At 66.8% G+C, this 22,421-nt stretch carries 27 protein-coding genes and 1 pseudogene; 12 read left to right on the plus strand and 16 right to left on the minus strand.

Annotation, left to right across the window (positions count from 1 at the left end):
* Nucleotides 1-185: pseudogene (locus ER13_RS08850) on the minus strand (hypothetical protein); the annotation flags it as partial.
* Nucleotides 186-562: 377 nt separating this feature from the next.
* Here ER13_RS08850 and ER13_RS08855 point away from each other — a divergent pair.
* Complete coding sequence (locus ER13_RS08855; protein ID WP_008263328.1) at nucleotides 563-1,114, plus strand: OmpA family protein; 552 nt, start codon at nucleotides 563-565, stop codon at nucleotides 1,112-1,114.
* A gap of 60 nt (nucleotides 1,115-1,174) precedes the next feature.
* On the opposite strand, the gene ER13_RS08860 is transcribed toward ER13_RS08855, so the two are convergent.
* Both ER13_RS08860 and ER13_RS08865 read right to left on the minus strand, forming a co-directional pair.
* On the minus strand, nucleotides 1,175-1,876 hold the full coding sequence (locus ER13_RS08860; RefSeq protein ID WP_008259429.1) for an NAD-dependent deacylase: 702 nt from the start codon (nucleotides 1,874-1,876) through the stop codon (nucleotides 1,175-1,177).
* A 195-nt stretch (nucleotides 1,877-2,071) separates the two neighbouring features.
* A complete protein-coding gene (locus ER13_RS08865; protein WP_035308524.1) occupies nucleotides 2,072-2,947 on the minus strand; it encodes a LysR family transcriptional regulator in 876 nt (291 codons plus the stop codon).
* A gap of 165 nt (nucleotides 2,948-3,112) precedes the next feature.
* Here ER13_RS08865 and ER13_RS08870 point away from each other — a divergent pair, with 165 nt between their 5' ends.
* From ER13_RS08870 to ER13_RS08890, 5 genes are read left to right on the plus strand one after another with little or no spacing between them, the layout of a single operon-like run.
* Nucleotides 3,113-4,219, plus strand: a complete 1,107-nt coding sequence (locus ER13_RS08870) for an S-(hydroxymethyl)glutathione dehydrogenase/class III alcohol dehydrogenase (protein ID WP_035308526.1) — start codon at nucleotides 3,113-3,115, stop codon at nucleotides 4,217-4,219.
* 18 nt (nucleotides 4,220-4,237) lie between these two features.
* Nucleotides 4,238-4,624: a VOC family protein gene (locus ER13_RS08875; RefSeq protein ID WP_008264038.1), complete on the plus strand. Its 387-nt coding sequence runs from the start codon at nucleotides 4,238-4,240 to the stop codon at nucleotides 4,622-4,624.
* Entirely contained in the window at nucleotides 4,624-5,457 is an 834-nt protein-coding gene (fghA, locus tag ER13_RS08880; RefSeq protein WP_035308529.1) for an S-formylglutathione hydrolase, read from the plus strand. Before ER13_RS08875 ends, fghA begins: the two co-directional genes overlap by 1 nt.
* A 26-nt stretch (nucleotides 5,458-5,483) precedes the next feature.
* Nucleotides 5,484-6,428 (plus strand): DUF4350 domain-containing protein, encoded by a 945-nt coding sequence (locus ER13_RS08885; RefSeq protein WP_231492515.1) that lies wholly within the window; start codon nucleotides 5,484-5,486, stop codon nucleotides 6,426-6,428.
* A 15-nt stretch (nucleotides 6,429-6,443) separates the two neighbouring features.
* Complete coding sequence (locus ER13_RS08890; RefSeq protein ID WP_035308534.1) at nucleotides 6,444-6,671, plus strand: hypothetical protein; 228 nt, start codon at nucleotides 6,444-6,446, stop codon at nucleotides 6,669-6,671.
* A 9-nt stretch (nucleotides 6,672-6,680) separates the two neighbouring features.
* Here the strand turns inward: ER13_RS08890 and ER13_RS08895 are convergent, their stop codons facing one another.
* Nucleotides 6,681-6,977 carry a hypothetical protein gene (locus ER13_RS08895; protein ID WP_035308536.1) on the minus strand — a complete coding sequence of 99 codons (297 nt, stop codon included), beginning with the start codon at nucleotides 6,975-6,977 and terminating at the stop codon, nucleotides 6,681-6,683.
* A gap of 146 nt (nucleotides 6,978-7,123) precedes the next feature.
* Between ER13_RS08895 and ER13_RS08900 the strand changes: the two genes are divergently transcribed.
* Together ER13_RS08900 and ER13_RS08905 are read left to right on the plus strand one after the other, a co-directional pair.
* Nucleotides 7,124-7,735 carry a superoxide dismutase gene (locus ER13_RS08900; RefSeq protein ID WP_008263343.1) on the plus strand — a complete coding sequence of 204 codons (612 nt, stop codon included), beginning with the start codon at nucleotides 7,124-7,126 and terminating at the stop codon, nucleotides 7,733-7,735.
* Nucleotides 7,736-7,816: 81 nt separating this feature from the next.
* On the plus strand, nucleotides 7,817-8,752 hold the full coding sequence (locus ER13_RS08905) for an MBL fold metallo-hydrolase (protein ID WP_035308539.1): 936 nt from the start codon (nucleotides 7,817-7,819) through the stop codon (nucleotides 8,750-8,752).
* A gap of 21 nt (nucleotides 8,753-8,773) precedes the next feature.
* Here the strand turns inward: ER13_RS08905 and ER13_RS08910 are convergent, their stop codons facing one another.
* Nucleotides 8,774-8,983 carry a hypothetical protein gene (locus tag ER13_RS08910; RefSeq protein WP_035308541.1) on the minus strand — a complete coding sequence of 70 codons (210 nt, stop codon included), beginning with the start codon at nucleotides 8,981-8,983 and terminating at the stop codon, nucleotides 8,774-8,776.
* Nucleotides 8,984-9,235: 252 nt separating this feature from the next.
* On the opposite strand from ER13_RS08910, the gene rpsD reads away from it, so the two are divergent.
* Together rpsD and ER13_RS08920 are read left to right on the plus strand one after the other, a co-directional pair.
* Nucleotides 9,236-9,853, plus strand: coding sequence for a 30S ribosomal protein S4 (gene rpsD / locus ER13_RS08915; RefSeq protein WP_008260153.1), 618 nt, complete (start codon nucleotides 9,236-9,238; stop codon nucleotides 9,851-9,853).
* Nucleotides 9,854-10,035: 182 nt separating this feature from the next.
* The gene (locus tag ER13_RS08920; RefSeq protein ID WP_008262318.1) at nucleotides 10,036-10,410 is read left to right on the plus strand and encodes a hypothetical protein; all 375 of its coding nucleotides are present in this window, start codon (nucleotides 10,036-10,038) and stop codon (nucleotides 10,408-10,410) included.
* A gap of 7 nt (nucleotides 10,411-10,417) precedes the next feature.
* Here ER13_RS08920 and ER13_RS08925 read toward each other — a convergent pair whose 3' ends face one another.
* Complete coding sequence (locus ER13_RS08925; RefSeq protein WP_035308544.1) at nucleotides 10,418-11,515, minus strand: NADH:flavin oxidoreductase/NADH oxidase; 1,098 nt, start codon at nucleotides 11,513-11,515, stop codon at nucleotides 10,418-10,420.
* 275 nt (nucleotides 11,516-11,790) lie between these two features.
* On the opposite strand from ER13_RS08925, the gene ER13_RS08935 reads away from it, so the two are divergent.
* Complete coding sequence (locus tag ER13_RS08935; RefSeq protein ID WP_154726371.1) at nucleotides 11,791-12,171, plus strand: hypothetical protein; 381 nt, start codon at nucleotides 11,791-11,793, stop codon at nucleotides 12,169-12,171.
* Here the strand turns inward: ER13_RS08935 and ER13_RS08940 are convergent.
* The 7 genes from ER13_RS08940 to map all read right to left on the minus strand — a co-directional run bounded on the left by ER13_RS08940 (nucleotide 12,155) and on the right by map (nucleotide 16,365).
* A complete protein-coding gene (locus ER13_RS08940) occupies nucleotides 12,155-12,592 on the minus strand; it encodes a thioesterase family protein (protein ID WP_008258943.1) in 438 nt (145 codons plus the stop codon). The genes ER13_RS08935 and ER13_RS08940 overlap by 17 nt on opposite strands.
* Entirely contained in the window at nucleotides 12,592-12,945 is a 354-nt protein-coding gene (gene grxD / locus ER13_RS08945) for a Grx4 family monothiol glutaredoxin (protein WP_008264037.1), read from the minus strand. Before grxD ends, ER13_RS08940 begins: the two co-directional genes overlap by 1 nt.
* An 81-nt stretch (nucleotides 12,946-13,026) precedes the next feature.
* Entirely contained in the window at nucleotides 13,027-13,935 is a 909-nt protein-coding gene (locus tag ER13_RS08950; RefSeq protein WP_035308549.1) for an aldo/keto reductase, read from the minus strand.
* 5 nt (nucleotides 13,936-13,940) lie between these two features.
* On the minus strand, nucleotides 13,941-14,183 hold the full coding sequence (locus ER13_RS08955) for a BolA family protein (RefSeq protein ID WP_035308550.1): 243 nt from the start codon (nucleotides 14,181-14,183) through the stop codon (nucleotides 13,941-13,943).
* Nucleotides 14,184-14,239: 56 nt separating this feature from the next.
* Nucleotides 14,240-14,764, minus strand: coding sequence for a GNAT family N-acetyltransferase (locus ER13_RS08960; protein ID WP_035308552.1), 525 nt, complete (start codon nucleotides 14,762-14,764; stop codon nucleotides 14,240-14,242).
* Nucleotides 14,761-15,492, minus strand: a complete 732-nt coding sequence (radC, locus tag ER13_RS08965) for a DNA repair protein RadC (RefSeq protein ID WP_035308554.1) — start codon at nucleotides 15,490-15,492, stop codon at nucleotides 14,761-14,763. Before radC ends, ER13_RS08960 begins: the two co-directional genes overlap by 4 nt.
* 54 nt (nucleotides 15,493-15,546) lie before the next feature.
* Entirely contained in the window at nucleotides 15,547-16,365 is an 819-nt protein-coding gene (gene map, locus ER13_RS08970; RefSeq protein WP_035308556.1) for a type I methionyl aminopeptidase, read from the minus strand.
* A gap of 349 nt (nucleotides 16,366-16,714) precedes the next feature.
* On the opposite strand from map, the gene ER13_RS08975 reads away from it, so the two are divergent.
* Entirely contained in the window at nucleotides 16,715-18,037 is a 1,323-nt protein-coding gene (locus tag ER13_RS08975; RefSeq protein WP_052005012.1) for an OmpP1/FadL family transporter, read from the plus strand.
* A gap of 116 nt (nucleotides 18,038-18,153) precedes the next feature.
* Here ER13_RS08975 and ER13_RS08980 read toward each other — a convergent pair whose 3' ends face one another.
* From ER13_RS08980 to ER13_RS08990, 3 genes are all read right to left on the minus strand, one after another.
* Nucleotides 18,154-19,626, minus strand: a complete 1,473-nt coding sequence (locus tag ER13_RS08980; RefSeq protein WP_035308560.1) for a DEAD/DEAH box helicase — start codon at nucleotides 19,624-19,626, stop codon at nucleotides 18,154-18,156.
* A gap of 293 nt (nucleotides 19,627-19,919) precedes the next feature.
* Nucleotides 19,920-21,557 (minus strand): phosphoglucomutase (alpha-D-glucose-1,6-bisphosphate-dependent), encoded by a 1,638-nt coding sequence (gene pgm / locus ER13_RS08985; protein ID WP_035308561.1) that lies wholly within the window; start codon nucleotides 21,555-21,557, stop codon nucleotides 19,920-19,922.
* A 103-nt stretch (nucleotides 21,558-21,660) separates the two neighbouring features.
* The coding region (locus ER13_RS08990) for a neutral zinc metallopeptidase (protein WP_035308564.1) at nucleotides 21,661-22,421 on the minus strand (761 nt) is incomplete at its 5' end.

The raw sequence follows: 22,421 nt of genomic DNA on the forward strand, positions 1-22,421 counted from the left end.
GGGATGGGGGTGGGCGGAGGCGGCGGCTCGACCAATTCGACCATCACCGGCGCCGCTTCATGGGGCGTCGCGAGCGGTTCCGGCCGCGCGGCTGTCATGACCAGCACCAGGGCCGCATGGCCAGCGACGACGCAGGCGGTCGCCAGGGGCCAGCGCCGGGTCCGGTCGGGCCGCGCGGCGCTCAATCGCCGATCCGTGATGTGTCGAAGATGATCGGTCGCATGGTCATCCGTCACCAATCCCTGTAAAAAATCACGACGCCCTGTTGAAAACATTCGGTCGCGGCAGGAAGGTGGCGTGGTTGCGAATACAACCGCCCGCTGTTCAAGATCAGCGATAGATCAGTTCATCCGCCACAGGGCGTAGCCTGTTGGCGGGCTAACGTGCCAGCTCGCGCTCCGGTTCCGATCTGACGCAATAATCATGCGAATTCGTTACGGATTATATGGCTAAGCTGACATTTTCCGGCCCAAAGCACGTCATTACTCCGCCTTGTCGCCTACGCCATTTTCATCTGGCGCATGAACTGGGTGTGGCGCCCCCGGCAAGAAGGAGACAGAACTTGAGCAGATCGAAACTCAGGACGGCGGTCGTCGGCGGCGCCCTCATCGCCCTCGGCTTTGCGGCCAGCGGCTGCGCCAGCCATCGTTTCGTGCGTGATCAGGTCGAGGTGGTGGACACCCGCGTCACCGGGGTCGAAGGCACTGCGGGCCAGGCCCTGCAACGCGCCAACGACGCCCACAAACTGGCCGAGGGCAAGTTCCTCTATCAGGTCGTCCTGTCGGACGATTCCGTGAAGTTCCCGACCGACGCCTCGGCCCTGTCGCCTGAGGCCGAGCAGCGCCTGGCCCAGTTCGCCCAACGCCTGCGCGACGAGAACAAGAACGTCTATCTGGAAATCCAGGGCTATACCGACGCCACCGGCCCGGTCGAACACAACAACCAGCTGGGCGAGCAGCGCGCCGAGGCCGTGCGTCGCTTCCTGAACCGCCAGGGCGTCGCCTTGAACCGGATGTCGACCATCTCCTACGGTCCGGAAGAGCCGGTCGCCTCCAACGACACCCCCGAGGGCCGGTCGCAGAACCGCCGCGTGACCATCGTGGTCCTCGCCTAAGCGCTTTCAGCCCTCAAGGCCTGAACGGCGGCCGCATCGCAGCGGCCGCCGTTTTCGCATCTACAGGGCGTCGAAGAAGGCGGGCAGGACTTGCGTCGCGGGGCCATAGACGCCTTCGTCGAACAGGTGCACCCCTTGCGTCGGCGCCAGGTTGATCTCGACCGTCCGCGCCCCCGCGTATCGCGCCGACTGCACGAACCCCGCCGCCGGATAGACCGCCCCCGAGGTGCCGATGGAGACGAACAGGTCACAGGTCTCCAGCGCCGTCTCGATCCGCTCCATGGCTAACGGCATCTCCCCGAACCAGACGATGTGCGGCCGCATCCGCCCCTGCGGATGATGCGGCGAGGCTTCGTCGGCCGCTATGTCGCCGGCCCAGTCCATCACCACCCCCGACCGGGTGCAGCGGGCCTTCAGCAGTTCGCCGTGCATATGGATCAGTTCGAACCCGGCGCCCGGCGGGGCCTCGGCGTGCGCCCGGTCGTGCAGATCATCCACGTTCTGCGTCACCAGCAGGAAATCCCCCTCCCACCGCGCCGCCAGCTCGGCCAGGGCGCGATGGGCGGCGTTCGGCTGAACCTGCGCCAACTGCCGCCGCCGCTGGTTATAGAAGTCCTGCACCAGGGCGGGATCCGCCGCATAGCCCTCCGGCGTCGCCACAGCCTCGACCCTGTGGCCGCACCACAGACCATCCTCGGCTCGAAATGTGGGCACGCCGCTTTCGGCCGATATGCCGGCGCCGGTCAGGACGACGAGGTTCATGATGCGATTGTTTGCCTGACCTGCGGCTCGGTCAGCAAGCGCCAAAATTCGCCAGAAAGGCGGCGTAGTCGGGCCGGCCAAGAATCCATCGGCGCGCGATGTTGTTCCAGCCGTTCCGGGTCCTCTGTCGGCGCAGGGACCCCCGCAGCTGGATCAGACGATCGTTGCGCGTGGACGATGCAGGCCCGTGATGTGTCAAGCCGCCAGGCTGGCGCGCAGATGGTCGATCATCAGCCGCACCTTGGGGGGGACATGGCGGCGGTGCGGATGGACGGCCCAGACGCCTTCATCGGGCGGACGGTGCTCGGTCAGCAGGGCGGTCAGGACGCCGGCGCGTAGCGGCTCGGTGACATAGAAGTCCGGCAGTTGGCACAGGCCCAGCCCCTGGATCGCAGCATCCAGCACGGCGGCGCCCGAGTTGCAGCGCCATCGGCCCTGGGGACGGAAACTGGTTTCGCGCCCCGCCTCGTTGAAGCGCCAGTGTTCCGATGATCCGGTCAGCAGATCGTGGGCCGGCAGTTCGGACAGGTCCCGCGGCGCGCCCCGCCGGGCCAGATAGGCAGGCGCGGCGCACAGGATCAGTCGCCGTGACGCCAGTCGTCGGGCGATCAGTCGCGAGTCCGTCAGATGCCCGAACCGGATCGCCAGATCATAGCCGTCGCCGACAAGGTCGCGCAGCCGATTATCCAGGTCCAGCTCGATCGACAGCTCGGCATGATCGCGGGCGAAGCGGTTGACCGCCGGGGCCACGAAGCGCTCGCCATAGGAGACCGAACAGGTCATCCGCAGCAGGCCGCGCGGGGCGCTGTCATCCGGCTGAACGGCCGCCAGGGCCTCGTCCCTTTCGTCGATCAGCCGGCGACAACGCGCCAGGAAATCGCGGCCTGCATCAGTCAGTTCGACCCGGCGGGTCGTGCGGTTCAGCAGCCGGGTCTGCAGTCGGTCCTCCAATCGCGCGATCTCTCGGCTGACCGCAGAGGTGGAAAGGCCCAGCCGCTTCGCCGCCGTCGAGAAACTGGCCTGTTCAGCCACCGCCGTGAATTCGTCGATCCCGTCCCAACGACTGCTCATACGGAAGGTCCAACACGATTGTCCCTGCCTGGCAATAATGTTTTGCGTTTATCGCCGTTTCATCGATGCCGGGAGCGGCCTAGAACAGGATCACATCATCCAGCCTGTTCCTCATGTAGCAAGCCGCGCGCGGCGAGCGGTAGGGACGTCCGAAGGACCAAAATTATGAAAACCCGCGCCGCCGTCGCCTTTGAGGCCAAACGTCCGCTCGAGATCGTCGAGGTCGATCTGGAGGGGCCGCGCGCCGGCGAGGTGCTGATCGAGATCAAGGCCACCGGCATCTGCCACACCGACGCCTATACGCTGGACGGCCTGGACTCCGAGGGCATCTTCCCCAGCATTCTTGGCCACGAGGGCGCGGGCGTGGTGGTCGAGGTGGGGCCGGGCGTGACCTCGGTCGCCGTCGGCGACCACGTGATCCCACTGTACACGCCCGAGTGCCGCCAGTGTAAGTCGTGCCTGTCGCGCAAGACCAACCTGTGCACCTCGATCCGCGCCACCCAGGGCAAGGGGCTGATGCCCGACGGCACGTCGCGCTTCAGCTACAAGGGCCAGGCCATCGCCCACTACATGGGCTGCTCGACCTTCTCGAACTTCACCGTCCTGCCCGAGATCGCGGTGGCGAAGATCCGCAAGGACGCGCCGTTCGACAAGGCCTGCTACGTCGGCTGCGGCGTGACCACCGGCGTCGGGGCCGTGGTCAACACGGCCAAGGTCGAGCCAGGCGCCAACGCCGTGGTCTTCGGCCTGGGCGGCATCGGCCTGAACGTCATCCAGGGGCTGAAGATGGTCGGGGCCGACATGATCGTCGGCGTCGATCTGAACCCCGACAAGGAAGAGTGGGGCCGTCGCTTCGGCATGACCCATTTCGTCAATCCGAAGGACGTGCCGGACGTGGTGGCCCATCTGGTCGAACTGACCGGCGGCGGCGCCGACTACACCTTCGACTGCACCGGCAACACGGTGGTCATGCGCCAGGCGCTTGAGGCCTGTCACCGCGGCTGGGGCGAGAGTATCGTCATCGGCGTGGCCGAGGCGGGCAAGGAGATCGCCACCCGCCCGTTCCAGCTGGTCACGGGCCGGGTGTGGCGCGGCTCGGCCTTCGGCGGCGCGCGCGGCCGCACCGACACGCCGAAGATCGTCGACTGGTACATGGACGGCAAGATCGAGATCGACCCGATGATCACTCACACCTTCCCGCTGGAAGAGATCAACAAAGCCTTCGACCTGATGCACGCCGGAGAGAGCATCCGGTCTGTGGTGGTCTTCTAGTTCAAGGGAGAGAGACGCATGTTCACCCACGTCACCGTCGGCGCCAACGATATCGAGGCGTCGCGCCGCTTCTATGACGCCGCTCTCGGCGCTCTCGGCATCGACTCCGCTCAGGGGCCGGATCCCAAGGGCCGCTACTGGTGGCGCACGGCGCACGGCGCCTTCGCCGTGGGCAAGCCGATCGACGGCGAGCCGGCCTGTCACGCCAACGGCGGCACCATCGGTTTTGCGGCCAAGGACACGGCCATGGTCGACGCCTTCCACGCGGCAGGCGTCGAGGCCGGCGGAGCCACGATCGAAGATCCGCCCGGCCTGCGCCAGGGCGCGTTCGGGAAACTGTATCTCGCCTATCTGCGCGATCCCTCGGGCAACAAGATCTGCGCCATGCACCGGGTCGTCGACTGATGCAGACCACCAAGACCCACATCGTCCACGGCGGAACCCTGCGCTATCTGAAGCACGACAGCGCCGTGACCGGCACGCCGATGACCCTGTCGGTCTTCACGCCGGGCGGGCAGGGGCCGTTCCCGGTGCTGATCTGGCTGTCGGGCCTGACCTGCACCGAGGACAATTTCACCACCAAGGCCGGCGCCTACCGCGCCGCCGCCGAGCACGGCGTCATCATCGTCGCGCCCGACACCTCGCCGCGCGGCGAGGGTGTGGCCGATGATCCGGCCTATGACCTGGGCCAGGGCGCGGGCTTCTATGTCGATGCGACCCAGACGCCCTGGGCTCCGCACTTCCGCATGGAGTCCTATGTCACGGACGAACTGATCTCCCTGATCGACGCCGAATTCCCCACTACAGGCGCCCGGTCGATCTCGGGCCATTCCATGGGCGGCCACGGCGCCCTGACCCTGGCGCTGCGCCATCCCGACCTGTTCCGCTCGGTCTCGGCCTTCGCCCCCATCTGCTCGCCGACCCGCTGCCCCTGGGGCGAAAAGGCTTTCACCGCCTATCTGGGCGAGGACCGCGCCGCCTGGGACCGCCACGACGCCGCCAGACTGATCGAGGCCGGCGCCGCCAAGTCTGTCTACGACGACATCCTGATCGACCAGGGCGACGCCGACAGCTTCCTGACCGACCAGCTCAAGCCCGAACTGCTCCAGGCCGCCGCCGACGCCGCCGGTCAGAAGGTCACCATCCGGCTGCAGCCCGGCTACGACCACTCCTACTTCTTCATGACCAGCTTCATCGCCGACCACATCGCCTTCCACGCTGAACGGCTGAAGGCCTGAGGATGATGCGCCTCGGCTCGGTCCTGATGCTGGGGCTGCTCGTGGCCTTAAACGCCTCTTTGGCCGCAGCGCAGGAACAGGCGGGCGATCTCGACTGGCGTCCGCAGGTCGCCGTTCCAGCCTATACGGCTGATGGACCCCTGATCCGTGTCGATCAGGGGCATGGAAGCCTTCAGACTATCGACGGCCGATATGCCGGGTTTGCCGCCCTCATGCGGGCCGACGGCTATCGGGTTGACGCGGGGCGCGGGCGACTGGATGCGCCGGGCGCGCTGGATGGGGTCGCGGTGCTGGTGATCGCCAACGCCGCCAGCTCCGAGAACGGCTCTCGCGTTTCGGCCTTTGACGAGGCCGAGATCGAGGCCCTGGCGCGGTGGGTCGCACTTGGCGGTTCCCTGCTGCTTGCCGTCGATCACGCGTCGCATGGAACGGCGGCCGAAGCGCTGGGCGCTCGGTTCGGCGTGACGATGGGCAAGGGTTACGCCTTTCAATCTGTTCGCAACGACGTGACGGCCAATCTGGTCTTTCCGCGACAGGCGCTGGGGGATCACCCGATTATCGCCGGTCGTGGGGGCGGCGAGGGCGTGCAGATCGTCAACACCTTCACCGGCCAGTCCCTCAAGGGGCCCGACGGATCGACCGTGTTGCTGGCGATGAGCGACAACGCGTTCGAAGCGCCGGATCTCGCCACCCTTCAGGCGATTCGGCAGCGCCTGCGCGCGGGCGAGGATGTGGATGTCGTGACGGCGGAGCTGGCGCGGCCCGCCCTGCCGGCCCAGGGGCTTGCCTTCCCGTTCGGCGCGGGCAGGGTCGTGGTGCTGGGTGAAGCCGGCATGCTGACCGCGCAGATCGTGCGTTTCCCTGACCAGCCGGACCGCGCACCCTATCGCTTTGGCCTGAACACCGACGGCCATGACGACCGGCAGTTCGCACTGAACCTGATGCACTGGCTGTCGCGTCTCATCCCCTGATGCTAGAGGGGCGCGATGAGCGCCACCGATCCCTATGAGCCGATGTTTTCCGCCCTGTGCCGCGAGGTGGGCTTCTGTCTGCATGAGAAGGGACAAAAGCGCGTGATCGCCGCACTGCCGAACGGGCTGGACGCCGCCGTCCGCGCCGTCTTCGCCGCCGAGGGCGTGGACGAGCCCAATGCGCCGGGCGACGTCAAGCGCGCCGTGCGCGAATGCCTGAAGGCGAACTTGCCCGTCGGCTGACTTTATCCCTTACGGCGTCGGCACGATCTCGGTCGTTGTTCCTGACGGCGTCGTGACGGTGCGGGTGGTGACGGGCTCCTTGCCTGTTTCCTCTACGGTCGTGGTCGTGGTCGTTGAGGACCGAACGGTATGAGTGATCGTGCAGGTCTTGCCGCCATAGTTGTCGACGCCGACTGCGGGTTCCTGGGTGCAGGTCGGCGTCTGGTTGGCCAGATCGGTCGCGGCCTGATCCAGCGCCCGCAAACTGGTGCAACCGCTTCCGGAAACGGCCAGCGCCGTCAGGGCGATGAATCCGATGCGCGACATGACAGCCTCCGATTGACGTATGGACAATCGTTCGTCTTGTCAGGCAATGCAAATGGCCAAGCTGAACAAAAACTGGATTAATTCGCTTGGGTCAGACGCCACAGCCCCTAAATGGGGTTCAGAACAACCGTCTTCAGGAGACAGACATGGCCTTCACCCTGCCCCCGCTGCCCTACGCCTATGACGCGCTGGAGCCGGCCATCGACAAGGAGACGATGACCTTCCACCACGACAAGCACCACCAGACCTATGTCGACAACCTGAACAAGGCCATCGATGCGGCTGCGGATCTGCAGGGCAAGTCGCTGGAAGAAATCTTCACCAGCATCTCGACCGCCCCCAAGGCCGTGCGCAACAACGGCGGCGGTCACTGGAACCACAGCCTGTTCTGGGAACTGCTGGCCCCCGCCGATCAGACCGGCGAACCCTCGGCCGAGCTGAAGGCCGCCATCGACAGCGACCTGGGCGGCATGGACAAGTTCAAGGAAGATTTCAACGCCGCCGGCGCCGCCCAGTTCGGCTCGGGCTGGGCCTGGCTGATCGTCCAGAACGGCAAGCTGAAGATCACCTCCACGCCGAACCAGGACAATCCGCTGATGGATGTCGTGGAAGAGCGCGGCGAGGTCGTCCTGGGCGCCGACGTCTGGGAACACGCCTATTATCTGAAATACCAGAACCGCCGCGCCGACTACCTGAAGTCCTTCTGGTCGGTGGTGAACTGGAACAAGGTCAACGAACTGTACGCCGCCGCCGTCTAGGCCTGGCCTAAGCGACAAGACGACGCCCGCCGGAACCTCCGGCGGGCGTTTTCGATTCAGCCTGCACACAGGAGTGAAACGATGCGGATTCTTATGGCGACGGCGGCCGTGACGGCCCTGACCCTGGCGGCCTGCTCCCCGGCGGCGAACGATCAGAAATCCGGCGAGCCTGCGCCGCCGAACCCGACCCAGACAGTCGCCGCCCCGGCGGAGAAGCCTGTCTATCGGTTCAAGATCGGCGCCCTGGACGCTATCGCCCTGTTCGACGGCCAGAACCCCGTGCCGAACGACAACAAGGTCTTCGGCGTTGGCCTGACGCCCCAGGCGGTCGCGGCCCCCCTGACCGCCGCCGGACAGCCGGCCGATCCCATCATGCTGGAGATTCATCCGCTGCTGGTGCGGAACGGCGCCCGGACCATGCTGTTCGACGCCGGTCTGGGCGCGGGCAAGGGGCAGTTGATGCAGAGCCTGCAGACCGCCGGCGTCGATCCGGCCAGCATCACCGACGTGATGATCTCGCACGGCCACCCCGACCATGTGGGCGGTCTGGTCGCCGACGGCGCCCCGGCCTTCCCCAACGCCGCGATCCGGATGTCGGAGGCGGAGTGGGCGTCGATCCGCGCCAATCCGGAAATGGCGGACCTGGTCCGCGTGATCGCGCCCAAGGTCCAGGCCTTCCGTCCAGATGAAGAGGTCGCGCCGGGCGTGGAGGCCCAGGACACGGCCGGGCATACGCCGGGCCATGTCGCCTATCTGATCACCGACGGCCAGAACCAGCTGTTGTATACGGGCGACCTGATGCACCACTGGGTCCTGTCGGTCGAACATCCGGACTGGACCGTCGGCTATGACGACGATGCGACGGCGGGCAAGAAGGCGCGTCTGGATGAAATCACGGCCCTGCGGGCGTCGGGCGCGCACATCTACGCCTATCACTTCCCCTTCCCTGGCCTGGGGAAGATCCAGACCCGGGAGGGCCGGGCGATGTTCATCAGCGAGGCGCAGCCGGCCGCCTGATCGTGGCCTGGCGTCGCGGGCTCAGCTCAGCGACGCCAGGCGCGCGCGTTCCGTCATGCGTTCGGCATGGTGCTGCCGCAGGGTGCGTCGCTGACGCAGCAACTCGTGGATCCCATCGGCGAGATCCAGCAACTGGCTGTCGGACAGCGGTTCGACCAGGTCGATCAGCTTTTGCTTCAACCTGTCAAAGGCCTCGTCGGTCAGGCCGGTCGTCGTTGTCGAATGCGCCATTTCGCCCTCCGCGAGGGGATCAGGAGATGTGCCTCCGACGACAAGAAGATCGGCCGAGGTCGTGGGGTTCCTGTCCATCGTGCTTAACGCTCACCACGGCTTGACTCCGGGGACCTGTGTGGCGATAAGCGCCGCCTTCCACGTTTCCGGTTCGCCGGAAGCGGGATTGATGACGGAAGATGCGTGGACCGCCGTTGAGATCGCATTCCCAATCGAGGGGATGCCGGGCCGTATCGTCGAAAAGAGAATAGAATGTCCAAGCGCCACAGCGCCAAATACAAGATCGACCGGGCCATGGGTGAGAACCTGTGGGGCCGCGCCAAGTCGCCGGTCAACAAGCGTTCTTACGGTCCCGGTCAGCACGGTCAGCGTCGCAAGTCGAAGGTTTCGGACTTCGGTCTGCAACTGAAGGCCAAGCAGAAGCTGAAGGGCTACTACGGCAACATCACCGAGAAGCAGTTCGCCAAGACCTATGACGAGGCGGCTCGCCGCAAGGGCAACACCTCGGAAAACCTGATCGGCCTGCTGGAATCGCGTCTGGACGCCATCGTCTACCGCGCCAAGTTCGTCCCCACCGTCTGGGCCGCCCGCCAGTTCGTCAGCCACGGCCACGTCCTGGTCAACGGCAAGAAGGTCGACATCTCTTCCTACCGCGTGAAGCCGGAAGACGTCGTCACGGTGAAGGAAAAGTCGCGCAACATGGCGCTGGTCATCGAAGCCCAGCAGTCGTCGGAACGCGACGTGCCGGATTATCTGGAACTGTCGGATCGTTCGTTCTCGGTCCGTTACGTCCGCGTGCCGGAACTGACGGACGTGCCGTATCCGGTGAAGATGGAACCGAACCTGGTCGTCGAATACTACGCTTCGTAATCGAAGCCTTCTCTGGCGCGGCGATCGTCCCTCGGGCGACCTGAGCGGCAGCAGAAAATTGAGTTGGAAGGGCCCCGGATCCGTCCGGGGCCCTTCGTTTATCGGCCTGTTCCCTTCCGGGGCGAACAGGCGCATTCTCGGGCTGTTCAGGGTTCGACGGAGCAGGGGAGGCCGCCTAAGCGATGCGCGCCGTCTTCAAATCTATGGCGTTTATCGCCGCTGTGTCGGGCGTATCCGCCTGCGCGGGGGTGGATGCGCCCAGTGTTTCGACCGTGGGCATGCCCGGCGCGCTTGAACCGATCCACGCCGCCGCCTTCACCAAGGACGCGGCCGTCTTCTGGGTCAGTTCCAACGGCTGCACCCGCAAGGAAGACCTGATCCCCATCGTCAGCATCAAGGGCGCCGACGCGGTCATAACCCTGCGTCGCCTCGACGAGGACACCTGCAAGGAGCCCCTGGTCGACGGGGTCGAGCTGAAGTGGTCGTTCGAGGAGCTGGGCCTGGCGCCCGGCTCGCCCGTCAGCGTCAACAACCCCTATCAGCTGCCCCAGACCTGAGCCGCGCTTACCGGCCGTAACCCGGCCAGTGCGCCTTGCCCGCCCGTTCGTACTGGGGCGGCAGACCCTCGCCCTGGCCCAGGGCCACGGCGGCGTGGTGGGGCCAGTTGGGATCGTCCAGCGCCGCGCGGGCGATGGCGATGATGTCGGCCTGGCCCGAGGCGACGATGTCCTCGGCCTGTTGCGGATCGAAGATCATGCCCACCGCCATGACGGCGGCGTCCGGCACGGCCTGTTTGACCGCCTCGGCGAAGCGGACCTGATAGCCGGGCTCGGCGCCCGGAATGTCGGCGCGGGCGACATTGCCGCCCGAGGTCAGGTGCAGATAGTCGTAGCCCATCTGATGCAGGGCGCGACCGAAGGCGATCACCTCGTCCAGGGCCACGCCGCCCTCGACCCAGTCGGACCCGTTGAAACGCACGCCCAGGGCCTTGGTCCTGGGCCAGGCCTCGCGCAGGGCCTGGGCCACCCGTAGCGGGAAGCGCGCCCGCGCCTCGGCTGAACCGCCGTACTGGTCCGCGCGGTGGTTCGACAGGGGCGACAGGAATTCGGTGAGCAGATAGCCGTGGGCGGCGTGCAGTTCCACCAGGTCGAACCCGGCGCGGTCGGCGCGGCGGGCCGCGTCCTCAAAGGCGGCGACCACCCGGTCCATGTCCGCCTCGGTCATTTCCGCGGGGGTGTGCCAGTCGTCGCGGAAAGGCAGGGCCGAGGGGCCGTAGGTCTGCCAGGCGCCCTCGTCCGGGCCCAGGGCGCGGCCGCCCTTCCACGGCAGCGAGGTCGAGGCCTTGCGGCCGGCGTGGCCCAGCTGAACCCCGATGGGGGTGTGGGAATAGGTTCGGATGCCGCGCAGGATCTCGGCGAAGGCGGCCTCCTGTTCGTTGTTCCACAGGCCGGTGTCGTCGGGCGTGATCCGGCCGGCGGCCTCCACCCCGGTGGCCTCGATGATGACCAGGCCCGCGCCCGACACCGCCAGACGGCCGATATGCTGGACGTGCCAGGGCTGGGGCACGCCGTCGATCGCGGAATACTGACACATCGGCGCGATGACGATGCGGTTCTTCAGCGTCAGGGGGCCGATGCTGCGCGGCGAAAAGAGCTGGCTCATGGGGGCGTCCGGGGAGGGGAGAAGGACGGTAGCTATGCCGGTTGCAGTCGCGATCAAGGCCCGACCTTTCCGATTGTTCACCTGGCTTGCCGAAAATTCACGTGCCTGGCGCATCGACGCGCGCCACAAAAGCGTCAAGCTCAATAGGGGATCACACCAATGCTTCGTCTCGCTCTCGCCATCGCCATCGCCGCCCCGCTGCTGTCGGGCTGCATCATCGTCTCGACCGAAAAGCCGACCACGCGGGTCATCACCGCCCCGGCGTCGGACCAATGATGCGCGGCCTGCTGAAGGGTCTGGCGGTCGCAGCGTGCGTCGCGCCGCTGCTGTCGGCCTGCGTCATCTATGACAGCGATGCGGGCGAGAACGTCTCGGTCAACGTGACCCGCAACGACGCCCCGCCGGCCGAAGCCATTCGCGAGGCGCGCTTTGCAGACGGCGCCCTGGTCGTCCGGGTCGATTCCAACGGCTGCACCCAGGCTTCGGACTTCGAAGTGTCCGTGGCCGAGAATTCGCCGACCGAGATCACCCTGCGTCGCACCAAGCCGGACCTGTGCAAGGCCCTGCTGCCCGACGGCGTGGAACTGCGCTGGACCTACGCCGACCTGGGCCTGGAGCCCGGCGCGCCGGCGCGGATCCTCAATCCGCTGAAGTAGTCTCGAACACCTTCAGCATCGACGACGGTATGCGCTGCGGCCTCAGGGTCGCAGCGTCCACCAGACACCATTCCGAGACGCCCTGGGCGCAGACCCGGCCCTCGGCGTCCTCGATGCGGACATAGCGGTTGAAGCGTGGTCCCTGCGGGTCGCCCACCCAGGTCCGGGCCACAATCCCGGTCGCGCCGGGCGCGATGGCGCGCAGATAATCGATCTCGTGCCGCAGGGCGACCCAGGAGCATCGCGCCCGGGTCTCCGCGTCGAAGCGGGCGTTCCAATGGGCCGTGCCGACGTCCTGAAGCCAGCCGACATAGACGACATTGTTGACGTGGCCGTTGGCGTCGATGTGTTCGGGGCGGACCTCCAACGGCACGACGAAGACCTCGCGATCCTCGCGCGGCGTCAGGACCGGGCGAGCCATCAGGCTTCGCCGAGCGGCACGCCCTTCTCGGCCATCAGGGCCTGAAGTTCGCCGGCCTGGAACATTTCGCGGATGATGTCCGACCCGCCGACGAATTCACCCTTCACATAGAGCTGGGGAATGGTGGGCCAGTCGGTGAAGCTCTTGACGCCCTCGCGCAGGGCTTCGTCCTGCAGCACGTCGACGCCGACGAAGGACGCCCCGACATGGTCCAGGATCTGGACGGCCAGCGAGGAGAAGCCGCAGCGGGGCTGGTCCGGCGTGCCCTTCATGAACAGCACGACGTCATGCTGGGCGACAGTGTCGCCGATGAAGGCGTGGACGGGATCAGCGGCAGGAACGGTGTCGGTCACGGGAGAGGGCCTTTCGTGAAGGTCGTCAGCTAGGGAGAGGCGACGGCCGGGTCAAGGCGTGGTCGCGTCTATGCTTCGAGATCAGGCCGCAGCCGAGGCCGTGACCCGGCCCATTTCGATCTGGGCCGCCAGGCCCGGGGGCAGGTCGCGTTCCGGCGTCGAGGCCAGCATGCTCAGCCGTTCCACGTCATTGGCGCGTATGATGACGCTGGAGATGGTCGGATCGGTCAGGACATAGCTGAGGCAGATCGCCTCGGCCGGCCAGTTGGGCGTGCGATACAGGAAGCCGAAGGCGTCGCTTTGCCGCGATTGGGGCGGACGTTTGGGCGCGCCGCCCAGGCCGAAGAAGCCCTTTTTCGCAACAGGCTCGGTTCCACGCGGTTTGGCGCGGCGGTCGGTGAAATAGTCGTAGGCGAAGACCGACATGTCCTGTTCGCGGGCGGCGCGAACACGATTGCGCAGCCTCCAGTCGGCGTTGATGTCGAACGGGGTCACCAGGGCGTCGAAGGCGCCGGTGGAGACATAGGTGTCCATGACCTCGCCGCCGCCCGCCACGCCCAGCAGCTTGATGCGCCCGGTGGCGCGCAGGGCCTTGAGCGCGTTGAGCGACGACTGCGGCAGTTCGTGCTCGCCCGGCTCGTGCAGCACCGCGACATCGATCCAGCCCAGGCCCGAGAAATGCAGCACCCGGTCGATGGCGCCGGTCATGCCTTCGGCCGAGAAATCGCGCGCCGCCTCGCGGCCTGCGCCGACGCCCAGGGTCAGGCTGACACAGACCAGCTTGCGATTCACATGGGCCAGGGCTTCGCCCAGCACCTCGGCCGCAACCGGATCGGCGGTCTCGAGCCGATAGGAATTCACCCCGGCTTCCAGGGCGGAATAAAGCAGGTTCAGCGCGCCCTCACGACCGCGCGCCAGATTGTCCAGCCCGAAGCTGAGGGTCAGGTTGGAAATGGCGGCGCCGGACACGCCGAAGGGGCGATAGCGCATTGGGATCAAGCCTCCTTGGGCGGGGCGGCGGTTTCGAGCGCCAGGGCGTGCAGTTCGCCGCCCATCTGTCCCTTCAACGCGGCATAGACCAACTGGTGCTGGCGCACGCGCGGCATGCCGGCGAAGGCGCTGGAGACGATGCGGGCGCGATAGTGGTCGCCGTCTCCGGCCAGATCGTCGATGGCGATCTCGGCGTCGGGAAAGGCCTCGACCAGATGCTGGCGCAGGGTTTCGACGGACATGGGCATGGGCGGGGCTCTTGGATCGTTCTCCTTCAGCATGCCCGATAAACCTTAATGCCGGGCTACGCCTGTTTCGGCCGTTCAAAGAGCTGAACCGGACCGTCCTTGTAGGTCGTCGTCGCATAGGGGCGGTAGCCGACCCGTTCCGCCAGCCGAACGGAGGCGAGGTTCTCCGGCGCGATCATGCAGACAGTGCGTGCGGCCGGCAGGCGGACGTCCGCCCAGTCCAGAACCGCTTGCACGGCTTCAGAAGCGAAGCCCTGGCCTTGGCAGGCCGGCGAAAGGCCCCAGCCCAGTTCAGGGTCGGCCAGAGGCGGATCGATCAGTCGTCGGTGATCCAGTATCGAGACGCTGCCAAGATAGGAGCCGTTGTTCGCCAGGCGGACGGTCCAGGCGCCGTAGCCGGCGACGCTCCACTGTCCCAGGTCGCGTAGCAGCCGAAACCACACCTCCTCGCTCGTCAGGGGCCGACCCGTGATGTGGCGGGTGAATTCTTCGTCGGCCCAAAGCGCGATCAGGGGGCTTAGATCGTTCACCTCGACCGGTGTCAGAACCAGCCTCTCAGTCTTGAGAATTTCAGCGTTCACATCAGGCCCAGTTGCTTGAAGCTGGCCACCCCGTCGCGGCCGACGACCAGATGGTCGTGAACCTCGACGTTAAGGGCTCGGCCGGCCTGCACAACCTGTTTCGTCATCTCGATGTCGGCGCGGCTGGGGGTGGGGTCGCCGGACGGATGGTTGTGGACCAGGATCAGGGCGCTGGCCGACAGCTCCAAGGCGCGCCGCACGACCTCGCGGGGATAGACGGGGGCGTGATCGACCGTGCCCCGGTTCTGCACCTCGTCCAGGATCAGCTGGTTCTTCTTGTCCAGATAAAGCACGCGGAACTGTTCGCGCGGCTCGTGTTGCAGCGCCACCCGCACATAGGCCAGCAGGGCGCTCCAAGACGAGATGACCGGCCGCTTGGCCGCCGGCTCGCGCGCGATCCGGCGCGTCACGTCGAAGATCAGCTGCAGGTCCAGCGCGACCGCCCGCGTCGCCTTGCCGGGCACATAGGCCAGGGTCCGCGCCACCTGGTCCTCGACGGCCTCGTGACTGGCGGCGCCTATGCCCTCCAGCCCGCCGAACCGGGCCAGCAGATCCTTGGCCAGCGGTTTGACGTCCTTGTAGGGGATGGAGCGGAACAGCAGCAGTTCCAGCAGCTCATAGTCGGGCAGGGCGCCCAACCCGCCCTTGGCGGCCCGTTCGCGCAGCCGGTCGCGATGGCCGCTGTGACGCGGCTTCGGTTTGGGTTCGGGTGTCAGGTCGTCCAGCATGTCCCCTGCCTCTTCTGCCGCAACCTGTGCGGAAGACGAGGGGGGATCAAGGGTTCAGTTGGGGCGGAACAGTCCGGCCGGGCTGACGGTGAAGATTTCCAGCCCGTCTTCCGTCACCCCGATGGTGTGTTCGCACTGGGCCGACAGGGACTTGTCGCGCGTCACGGCGGTCCAGCCGTCGGACAGGACCTTCACGTGCGGCTTGCCCAGGTTCACCATCGGCTCGACGGTGAAGAACATGCCGGCCTTCAGCACGGCGCCCTCGCCCTTGCGGCCGTAGTGCAGGACATTGGGGCTGTCGTGGAAGACCCGGCCGATGCCGTGGCCGCAGAAGTCGCGCACCACGCTCATGCGCTGGGCCTCGACGAATTTCTGGATGGCGAAACCGATGTCGCCGAAGGTGTTGCCCGGCTTGACCTGTTCCAGGCCCAGATCCAGCGACTGATAGGTCACGTCGATCAGCTTCTTGGCGCGGGCGTTGATCTCGCCGACCGCATACATGCGGCTCGAGTCGCCGTGCCAGCCGTCGACGATGACCGTGTGGTCGATGTTGACGATGTCGCCGTCCTTCAGGACCCGGTCGCCGGGAATGCCGTGGCAGACGACGTGGTTGATCGAGGTGCAGACGGTCTTCTCGTAACCCTTGTAGCCCAGGCACGCCGGCAGGCCGCCGTGGTCCAGAGTGAACTCGCGGATCAGGTCGTCGATCGTGCTGGTCAGCACGCCCGGCTGAACATGGGGGGTGATCATGTCCAGCGCCTCAGCGACCAGACGGCCGGCCTTGCGCATCCCCTCGAAGTCCTCCGCCTGGTGAATGCGGATGGCGCTGGTGCGGACCAGGGCGTCGGTTTCGAGATCGGGCGTTTCGTACATGGTTCAATCAGCAGCGGCGGGTATTTTCAGATGACCATCCTATCATGGATACGCAAGGCGATTGTGCGGCGGTCAAGGATTCCTTACCCGACGTCATGGCAGACTGTGTGTTGCACGACACTGTCGCCTGACGGAATGAACCTGCCGCCGCGTAACCTCTCGCCGGTGTGATCGTGTGCGATTTTTCCGACACAGTTTCGCCCGTTTCCCGGCCGAGACCCGCCACGCATGCAACGTTTTCCTGACGAAAGCGCTGCCGTGCACAACCCTCCCCGATACCCACCGCCGCGTCTGATGGCGGGGGCAACACTATAGGAATGGCTTAATGACTCCCAGGAATCTCGCTCGTATGGGCGGCATCGCCCTGACCACCGTCCTGCTGGCCGGCGTCGCCGCGCCTGCCATGGCCGGTTCGTTCTACGTGCAGGAACAATCGACCCGCGGCCAGGGCCGCGCCAACTCGGGCGAAGGCGCCGACAAGGGCGTGCAGTCGCTGTGGTGGAACCCCGCCGCGATCGCCGGAACCCAGCGCCAGGTCTACACCGGCATGCACGGCCTGATCCTGGACTCAGACGTCAATGATCGCGGCTCCAGCCTGACTTACAACGTCCCCACCCCGGCCATCGTCAGCCGGACTGCGCCGGTCAACGGCGATCCGCACGTCCATAACGTGGTCGAAAGCGGCATCATCCCGAACTTCGCCGTCTCCATGCCGATCGGCGAGCGCTTCAACGTCGGCATGGCCGTCCAGGCGCCGTTCAACTTCACCACCAAGTACGAGCCGACCGATTTCGCCCGCTACGACGCGCTGACGTCGGAGCTGCGCTCGGCCAATGTCAGCCTGGTCGCCGCCATGACGGTCACGGACTGGCTGGACATCGGCGCCGGCTTTGACGCCCAGTACGCCAAGGCGACCCTGAGCTCGGCCCTGCCGAACGTGGCCATCCCCGGCGTCTTTGCTCCGACCTATGCCGTCTCGCCCAGCACCGACGGCCGCAACCAGCTTGAAGGAGACGGCTGGGATTACGGCTGGAACGCCGGCGCCCAGATGCATTTCGGCAAGCTGGACCTGGGTCTGTCCTATCGCTCCAAGATCGAGCACGAGCTGGAAGGCACCGTGAACCTCTCGGGCCTGACCGGCGTTCTGGCGGCCGCCAACGTCTCGGCTGACGGCGTCGCCAGCTTCACCACCCCCTGGTACGCCACCGTCTCGGCCCGTTACGCCGTCAATGACCGCCTGACGCTGAACGCCCAGGTCAACCAGATCGGCTGGAGCGAGTTCGACGCCATCCGCGTGACCTATGGAACGTCCGGTTCCTCGACCATCGTTCAGGACTATGACGACGTCACCTCCGGCGCGATCGGCTTCGACTACAAGATCGATCCGACCATGACGGTCCGCGCCGGCCTGGGCTACGACCCGACCCCGACGCCGGACGATCACCGCACCGCCCGTATCCCGGACGGCGACCGGTTCCTCTACACCGCCGGTCTGTCGAAGAGCGTGGGCTCCATGACCTTCGACGGCGCCGTGACCTATATCGACATTGATACGGCCACGATCAACGACACCCGCGACGTGTATGGCAACGGCCTGGTCGTCTCCACCCTGCGCGGCGAGGCCAAGGGCCACGGCGTCGGCTTCTCGATGGGCGCGACCTGGAACTTCTAAGGTCCACAGCCATCGGCTGAAACAAGAACGGCGGCTCCTGCAAAGGAGCCGCCGTTTTTTGTCGTCGATTTCCGGTCCGCCACCCTCGGGGCAAGCCCGAGGGTGGCGAGCGGGGATCAGGCCTTGGCCGCGCCGCCGTAGCCCTTGCCGCCGTTCGACGGACGGCGACGGGGACGGCGCTTCATTTCGCCTTCCGCAGGCTTGGCGTTGTCGTTGATCGAGGGCACGCGCTCACCGGCCAGGGGGTTGTAGGCGCGCTCGGGACGCGGAGCCGCCGGAGTCTCGCCGGGACGGGCGCGGCGCTGACGATGCGGCTGACCGCCGCCTTCCGGACGGACGCCGTCGCGGTGCGGCACGCGGCTGCGCCCACGACCACCCCGGCCGCCTTCATTGCGCTCGCCGCCTTCGCGTTCCGGCATGGTCGCCTTCTTGCCGACGCCGGTCGCCATGATGGTGGCGTCCAACTGGCCCAGGGCCTTGTCGTTGCGGCGGTCGATGGCCGGGATCTTCTGGCGCGTGACCTTCTCGATATCCTTCAGCAGCTTCATCTCGTCGCCGGCGACGAAGCTGATGGCGGTGCCGTCGGCGCCCGCGCGGGCCGTCCGGCCGATGCGGTGCACATAGGCCTCCGGCACATGGGGCAGCTCGAAGTTCACGACGTGCGAGACGCCGTCCACATCGATGCCGCGCGCGGCGATGTCGGTGGCGACCAGGACGCGCAGCTTGCCCTTCTTGAAGGCGTCCAGCGTGCGTTCACGCTGGGGCTGGGACTTGTTGCCGTGGATGGCGCCGGCCTCGACCCCGCCCGCTTCCAGATAGGCCGCGACCTTGTCGGCGCCGTGCTTGGTCTTGGTGAAGACCAGGCAGCGCGTGTACTCGGGATCGCTGAACATTTCGGTCAGCAGGGCGCGCTTGCGGCCCTGTTCGACGTGGACGACCGACTGGCTGATGCGCTGGACGGTGGTGGATTGCGGCGTGACCTGGACCTTGACCGGGTCCTTCAGCAGCTCACCCGCCAGCTTGCCGATCTCGGTCGGCATGGTCGCCGAGAAGAACAGGTTCTGGCGCTTGGCCGGGATGCGGCTGACGATCTGGCGGATCGGCTTGATGAAGCCCAGGTCCAGCATCTGGTCGGCTTCGTCCAGGACGAAGATCTCGGTCGAGGACAGGTCCAGGTTCTTCTGCTGGATGTGGTCCAGCAGACGGCCGGGCGCCGCGACCAGGATGTCCAGACCCTGTTGCAGGGCCCGCTCCTGGGCGCCGTATTTCACGCCGCCGAAGATGACCGCGACCCGGAAGCCCAGGTGGGCGCCGTAAGCCTTGAAGCTGTCGCCGATCTGGGTGGCCAGTTCACGCGTGGGCGACAGGACCAGCACGCGCGTCGTGCGCGGCTTGGGGGCGATGCGGTTCTCGGCCAGGCGATGCAGGATCGGCAGGGCGAAGGCGGCGGTCTTGCCGGTGCCCGTCTGGGCGATGCCCAGCAGGTCCTTGCCCTGCATGACGTCGGGGATGGCCTTTTCCTGGATCGGGGTCGGCTTGGTGTAGCCTTCCGACGCCAGCGCCTGGAGAAGGGCCTTGTTCAGGCCCATGGATTCGAATGTGGTGCTCACAGCAGTGTCTTTCGCGTGCGGCAGGGCGCTTTCAGCCATGGCATGACGCCTTAGGGCCGCGCACCGCCAGTCCCGGCCGGGCTTCGGAAGGAAGCCTGCGGGGTGGATCGGGCGCCGCCCCGCGTGTCCGGGCAGCGAATGAACTTGAGGGGCCGGCGGCTTCTACAGACAGGTCCGAGATGGACTTACACGCGCTGGAGACGCCGGAGATCGCGATTGTGCGACGCAGCGCAAATGGAGGTTCGCGGACGTAAAGTCAAGCCTCAAGCCCTTCAGCCCGCCAGGGCGGCGGCCACGAGCGTCCTGGCCTCGGCCTGGACCTGGGCCAGGTGATCCGCTCCCAGGAAGGACTCTGCGTAGATCTTGTAGACGTCCTCGGTGCCCGACGGGCGGGCGGCGAACCAGGCGTCGGCGGTCACGACCTTGAGCCCGCCGATGGCCTCGCCATTGCCGGGGGCCTTGGTCAGGATGTCGGTGATCGGCTGACCGGCCAGGGTGGTGGCGGCGACGTCGGCGGAGCTCAAGGCGGCCAGACGCGCCTTCTGCGTCCGATCTGCGGGGGCGTCGATCCGGGCATAGGCGGGAGCGCCGTATTGTTCGGTCAGGCCGGCATAGAGCTGGCTGGCGCTCTGACCCGTGCGGGCCTGGACCTCGGCCGCCAGCAGACACAGCAGCAGGCCGTCCTTGTCTGTGGACCAGGCCGTGCCGTCGCGCCGCAGGAAGGTGGCCCCGGCCGATTCCTCGCCGCCGAAGCCGACGGTTCCGTCCAGCAGGCCCGGCACGAAATGCTTGAACCCGACCGGCACCTCCAGCAGACGGCGGCCCATGCCGGCGACGACGCGGTCGATCATCGAAGACGAGACCAGGGTCTTGCCCACCGCCACGTCCGGGCCCCAGCCGGGACGGTTGACGAACAGATAGGCGACGGCCGCCGCCAGGAAATGATTGGGGTTCATCAGGCCGCCATCGGGCGTGACGATGCCGTGGCGGTCCGCGTCGGCGTCATTGCCGAAGGCCAGATCATAGGCCGATCCGCCCTGCATCATCCGGATCAGATTGGCCATGGCGCTGGGCGACGAACAGTCCATGCGGATCTTGCCGTCGGCGTCCAGCGGCATGAAGGCCCAGCGCGGATCGACGACGTCATTGACCACGGTCAGGTTCAGCCGGTGCCGGTCGGCGATCTCGCCCCAATAGGCCACGGCCGCTCCGCCCAGCGGATCGGCCCCCATGCGGACCCCGGCGTCGCGGATGGCGTCCAGGTCCAGCACGCTGGGCAGATCGTCGATATAGGCGCCCATGAAATCGAACCGGCCCGCCGTGGCGTAGGCCCTGTCGAACGGGACGCGCTTCACCTCGACCAGACCGCCCTCGATCAGTTGATTGGCGCGGGCGGCGATGGCGCCGGTGGCGTCGCTCCCGGCCGGACCGCCGGAGGGGGGATTGTATTTGATGCCGCCGTCGCGGGGCGGATTGTGCGACGGGGTGATCAGGATCCCGTCGGCCTGGCGCGTATTGGCGCGGTTGTAGGCCAGGATGGCGTGGGACACGGCCGGGGTCGGGGTGAAGCCGTCACGGGCGTCGATCAGCACCTCGACGCCATTGCCGACCAGCACCTCCAGCGTCGTGCGCCAGGCGGGTTCGGACAGGCCGTGGGTGTCGCGCCCGACGAACAGCGGGCCGTCGATCCCCTGCGCCGCGCGATATTCGGCGACCGCCTGGGCGATGGCCAGGATGTGGCTCTCGGTAAAGGCGCTGTCCAGAGCCGAGCCCCGGTGTCCCGAGGTGCCGAACACCACCCGCTGGGCCGGGTCGGCCATGTCGGGCCGGCCGGATCCATAGGCGCCGATCAGGGCGTCGAGGTCGATCAGGTCTTCCGGTAGGGCCTGGCGGCCGGCGCGAGCGTGCATGGGAATGTATCCGTCGGTCTGTGCGTCGCTGGGGCGCGCGAGGCGGTGTTAGGGGCGCGGGACCGGACCCGCAACCCGCAGAATCCATCACCGAAAACCTTGTTCAGGCGCCGCTGAAGGTGTCGCAGACGGCCGGGTCGCCGGACTGATAGCCGCGTTGCAGCCACTCGACCCGCTGGGCTGCGGAGCCGTGGGTGAAGCTCTCTGGCGAAACGCGCCCGCCGCCCCGGCGTTGCAGGGTGTCGTCGCCGATGGCCTGGGCGGTCTTCATGCCTTCCTCGATGTCGCCGGGCTCCGGGGCGACCTGGCCGTTTGAGACGGCCGAGGCGTTTCTGGCCCAGACGCCGGCGTAGCAATCGGCCTGAAGCTCCAGCGCGACGGAATACTGGTTGGCTTCGGCTTCCCCGTGCGCGCGCTGCTGGGCCTGACGGACCTGGGCCGAGGTTCCGGTCAGGGTCTGGACGTGGTGGCCGAACTCGTGGGCGATGACATAGGCGCGGGCGAAGTCAGCGCCCGAGGCGCCCAGTTGCGTCTCCATCTCCTGCCAGAAGCCCAGGTCCAGATAGACGGTCCTGTCGGTCGGGCAATAGAAGGGGCCCATGGCCGATTGGCCAAAGCCGCAGCCGGTCGATGTGCCCTGTTCGTAGATGACCACCTTGGGCGGTTCGTAACCGTTCAGCTTCTGGGTCCAGACGTCGTTGATATTGCCCCCGACGACATCGACGAACCGACCGGCCTGATCTTCAGGCGTCCCGACCTGACCCTGCTGCTGCTCGGCGCCGACGCCGCCGAACTGGCTGGCCAACTGGGTTGTGGTCGCCGGATCTATGCCGAACACGAGATAGCCGATGATCGCCAGGACCC

The sequence above is a fragment of the Brevundimonas sp. EAKA genome (genome assembly GCF_000698025.1).
Classification (GTDB): Bacteria; Pseudomonadota; Alphaproteobacteria; order Caulobacterales; family Caulobacteraceae; genus Brevundimonas; species Brevundimonas mediterranea_A.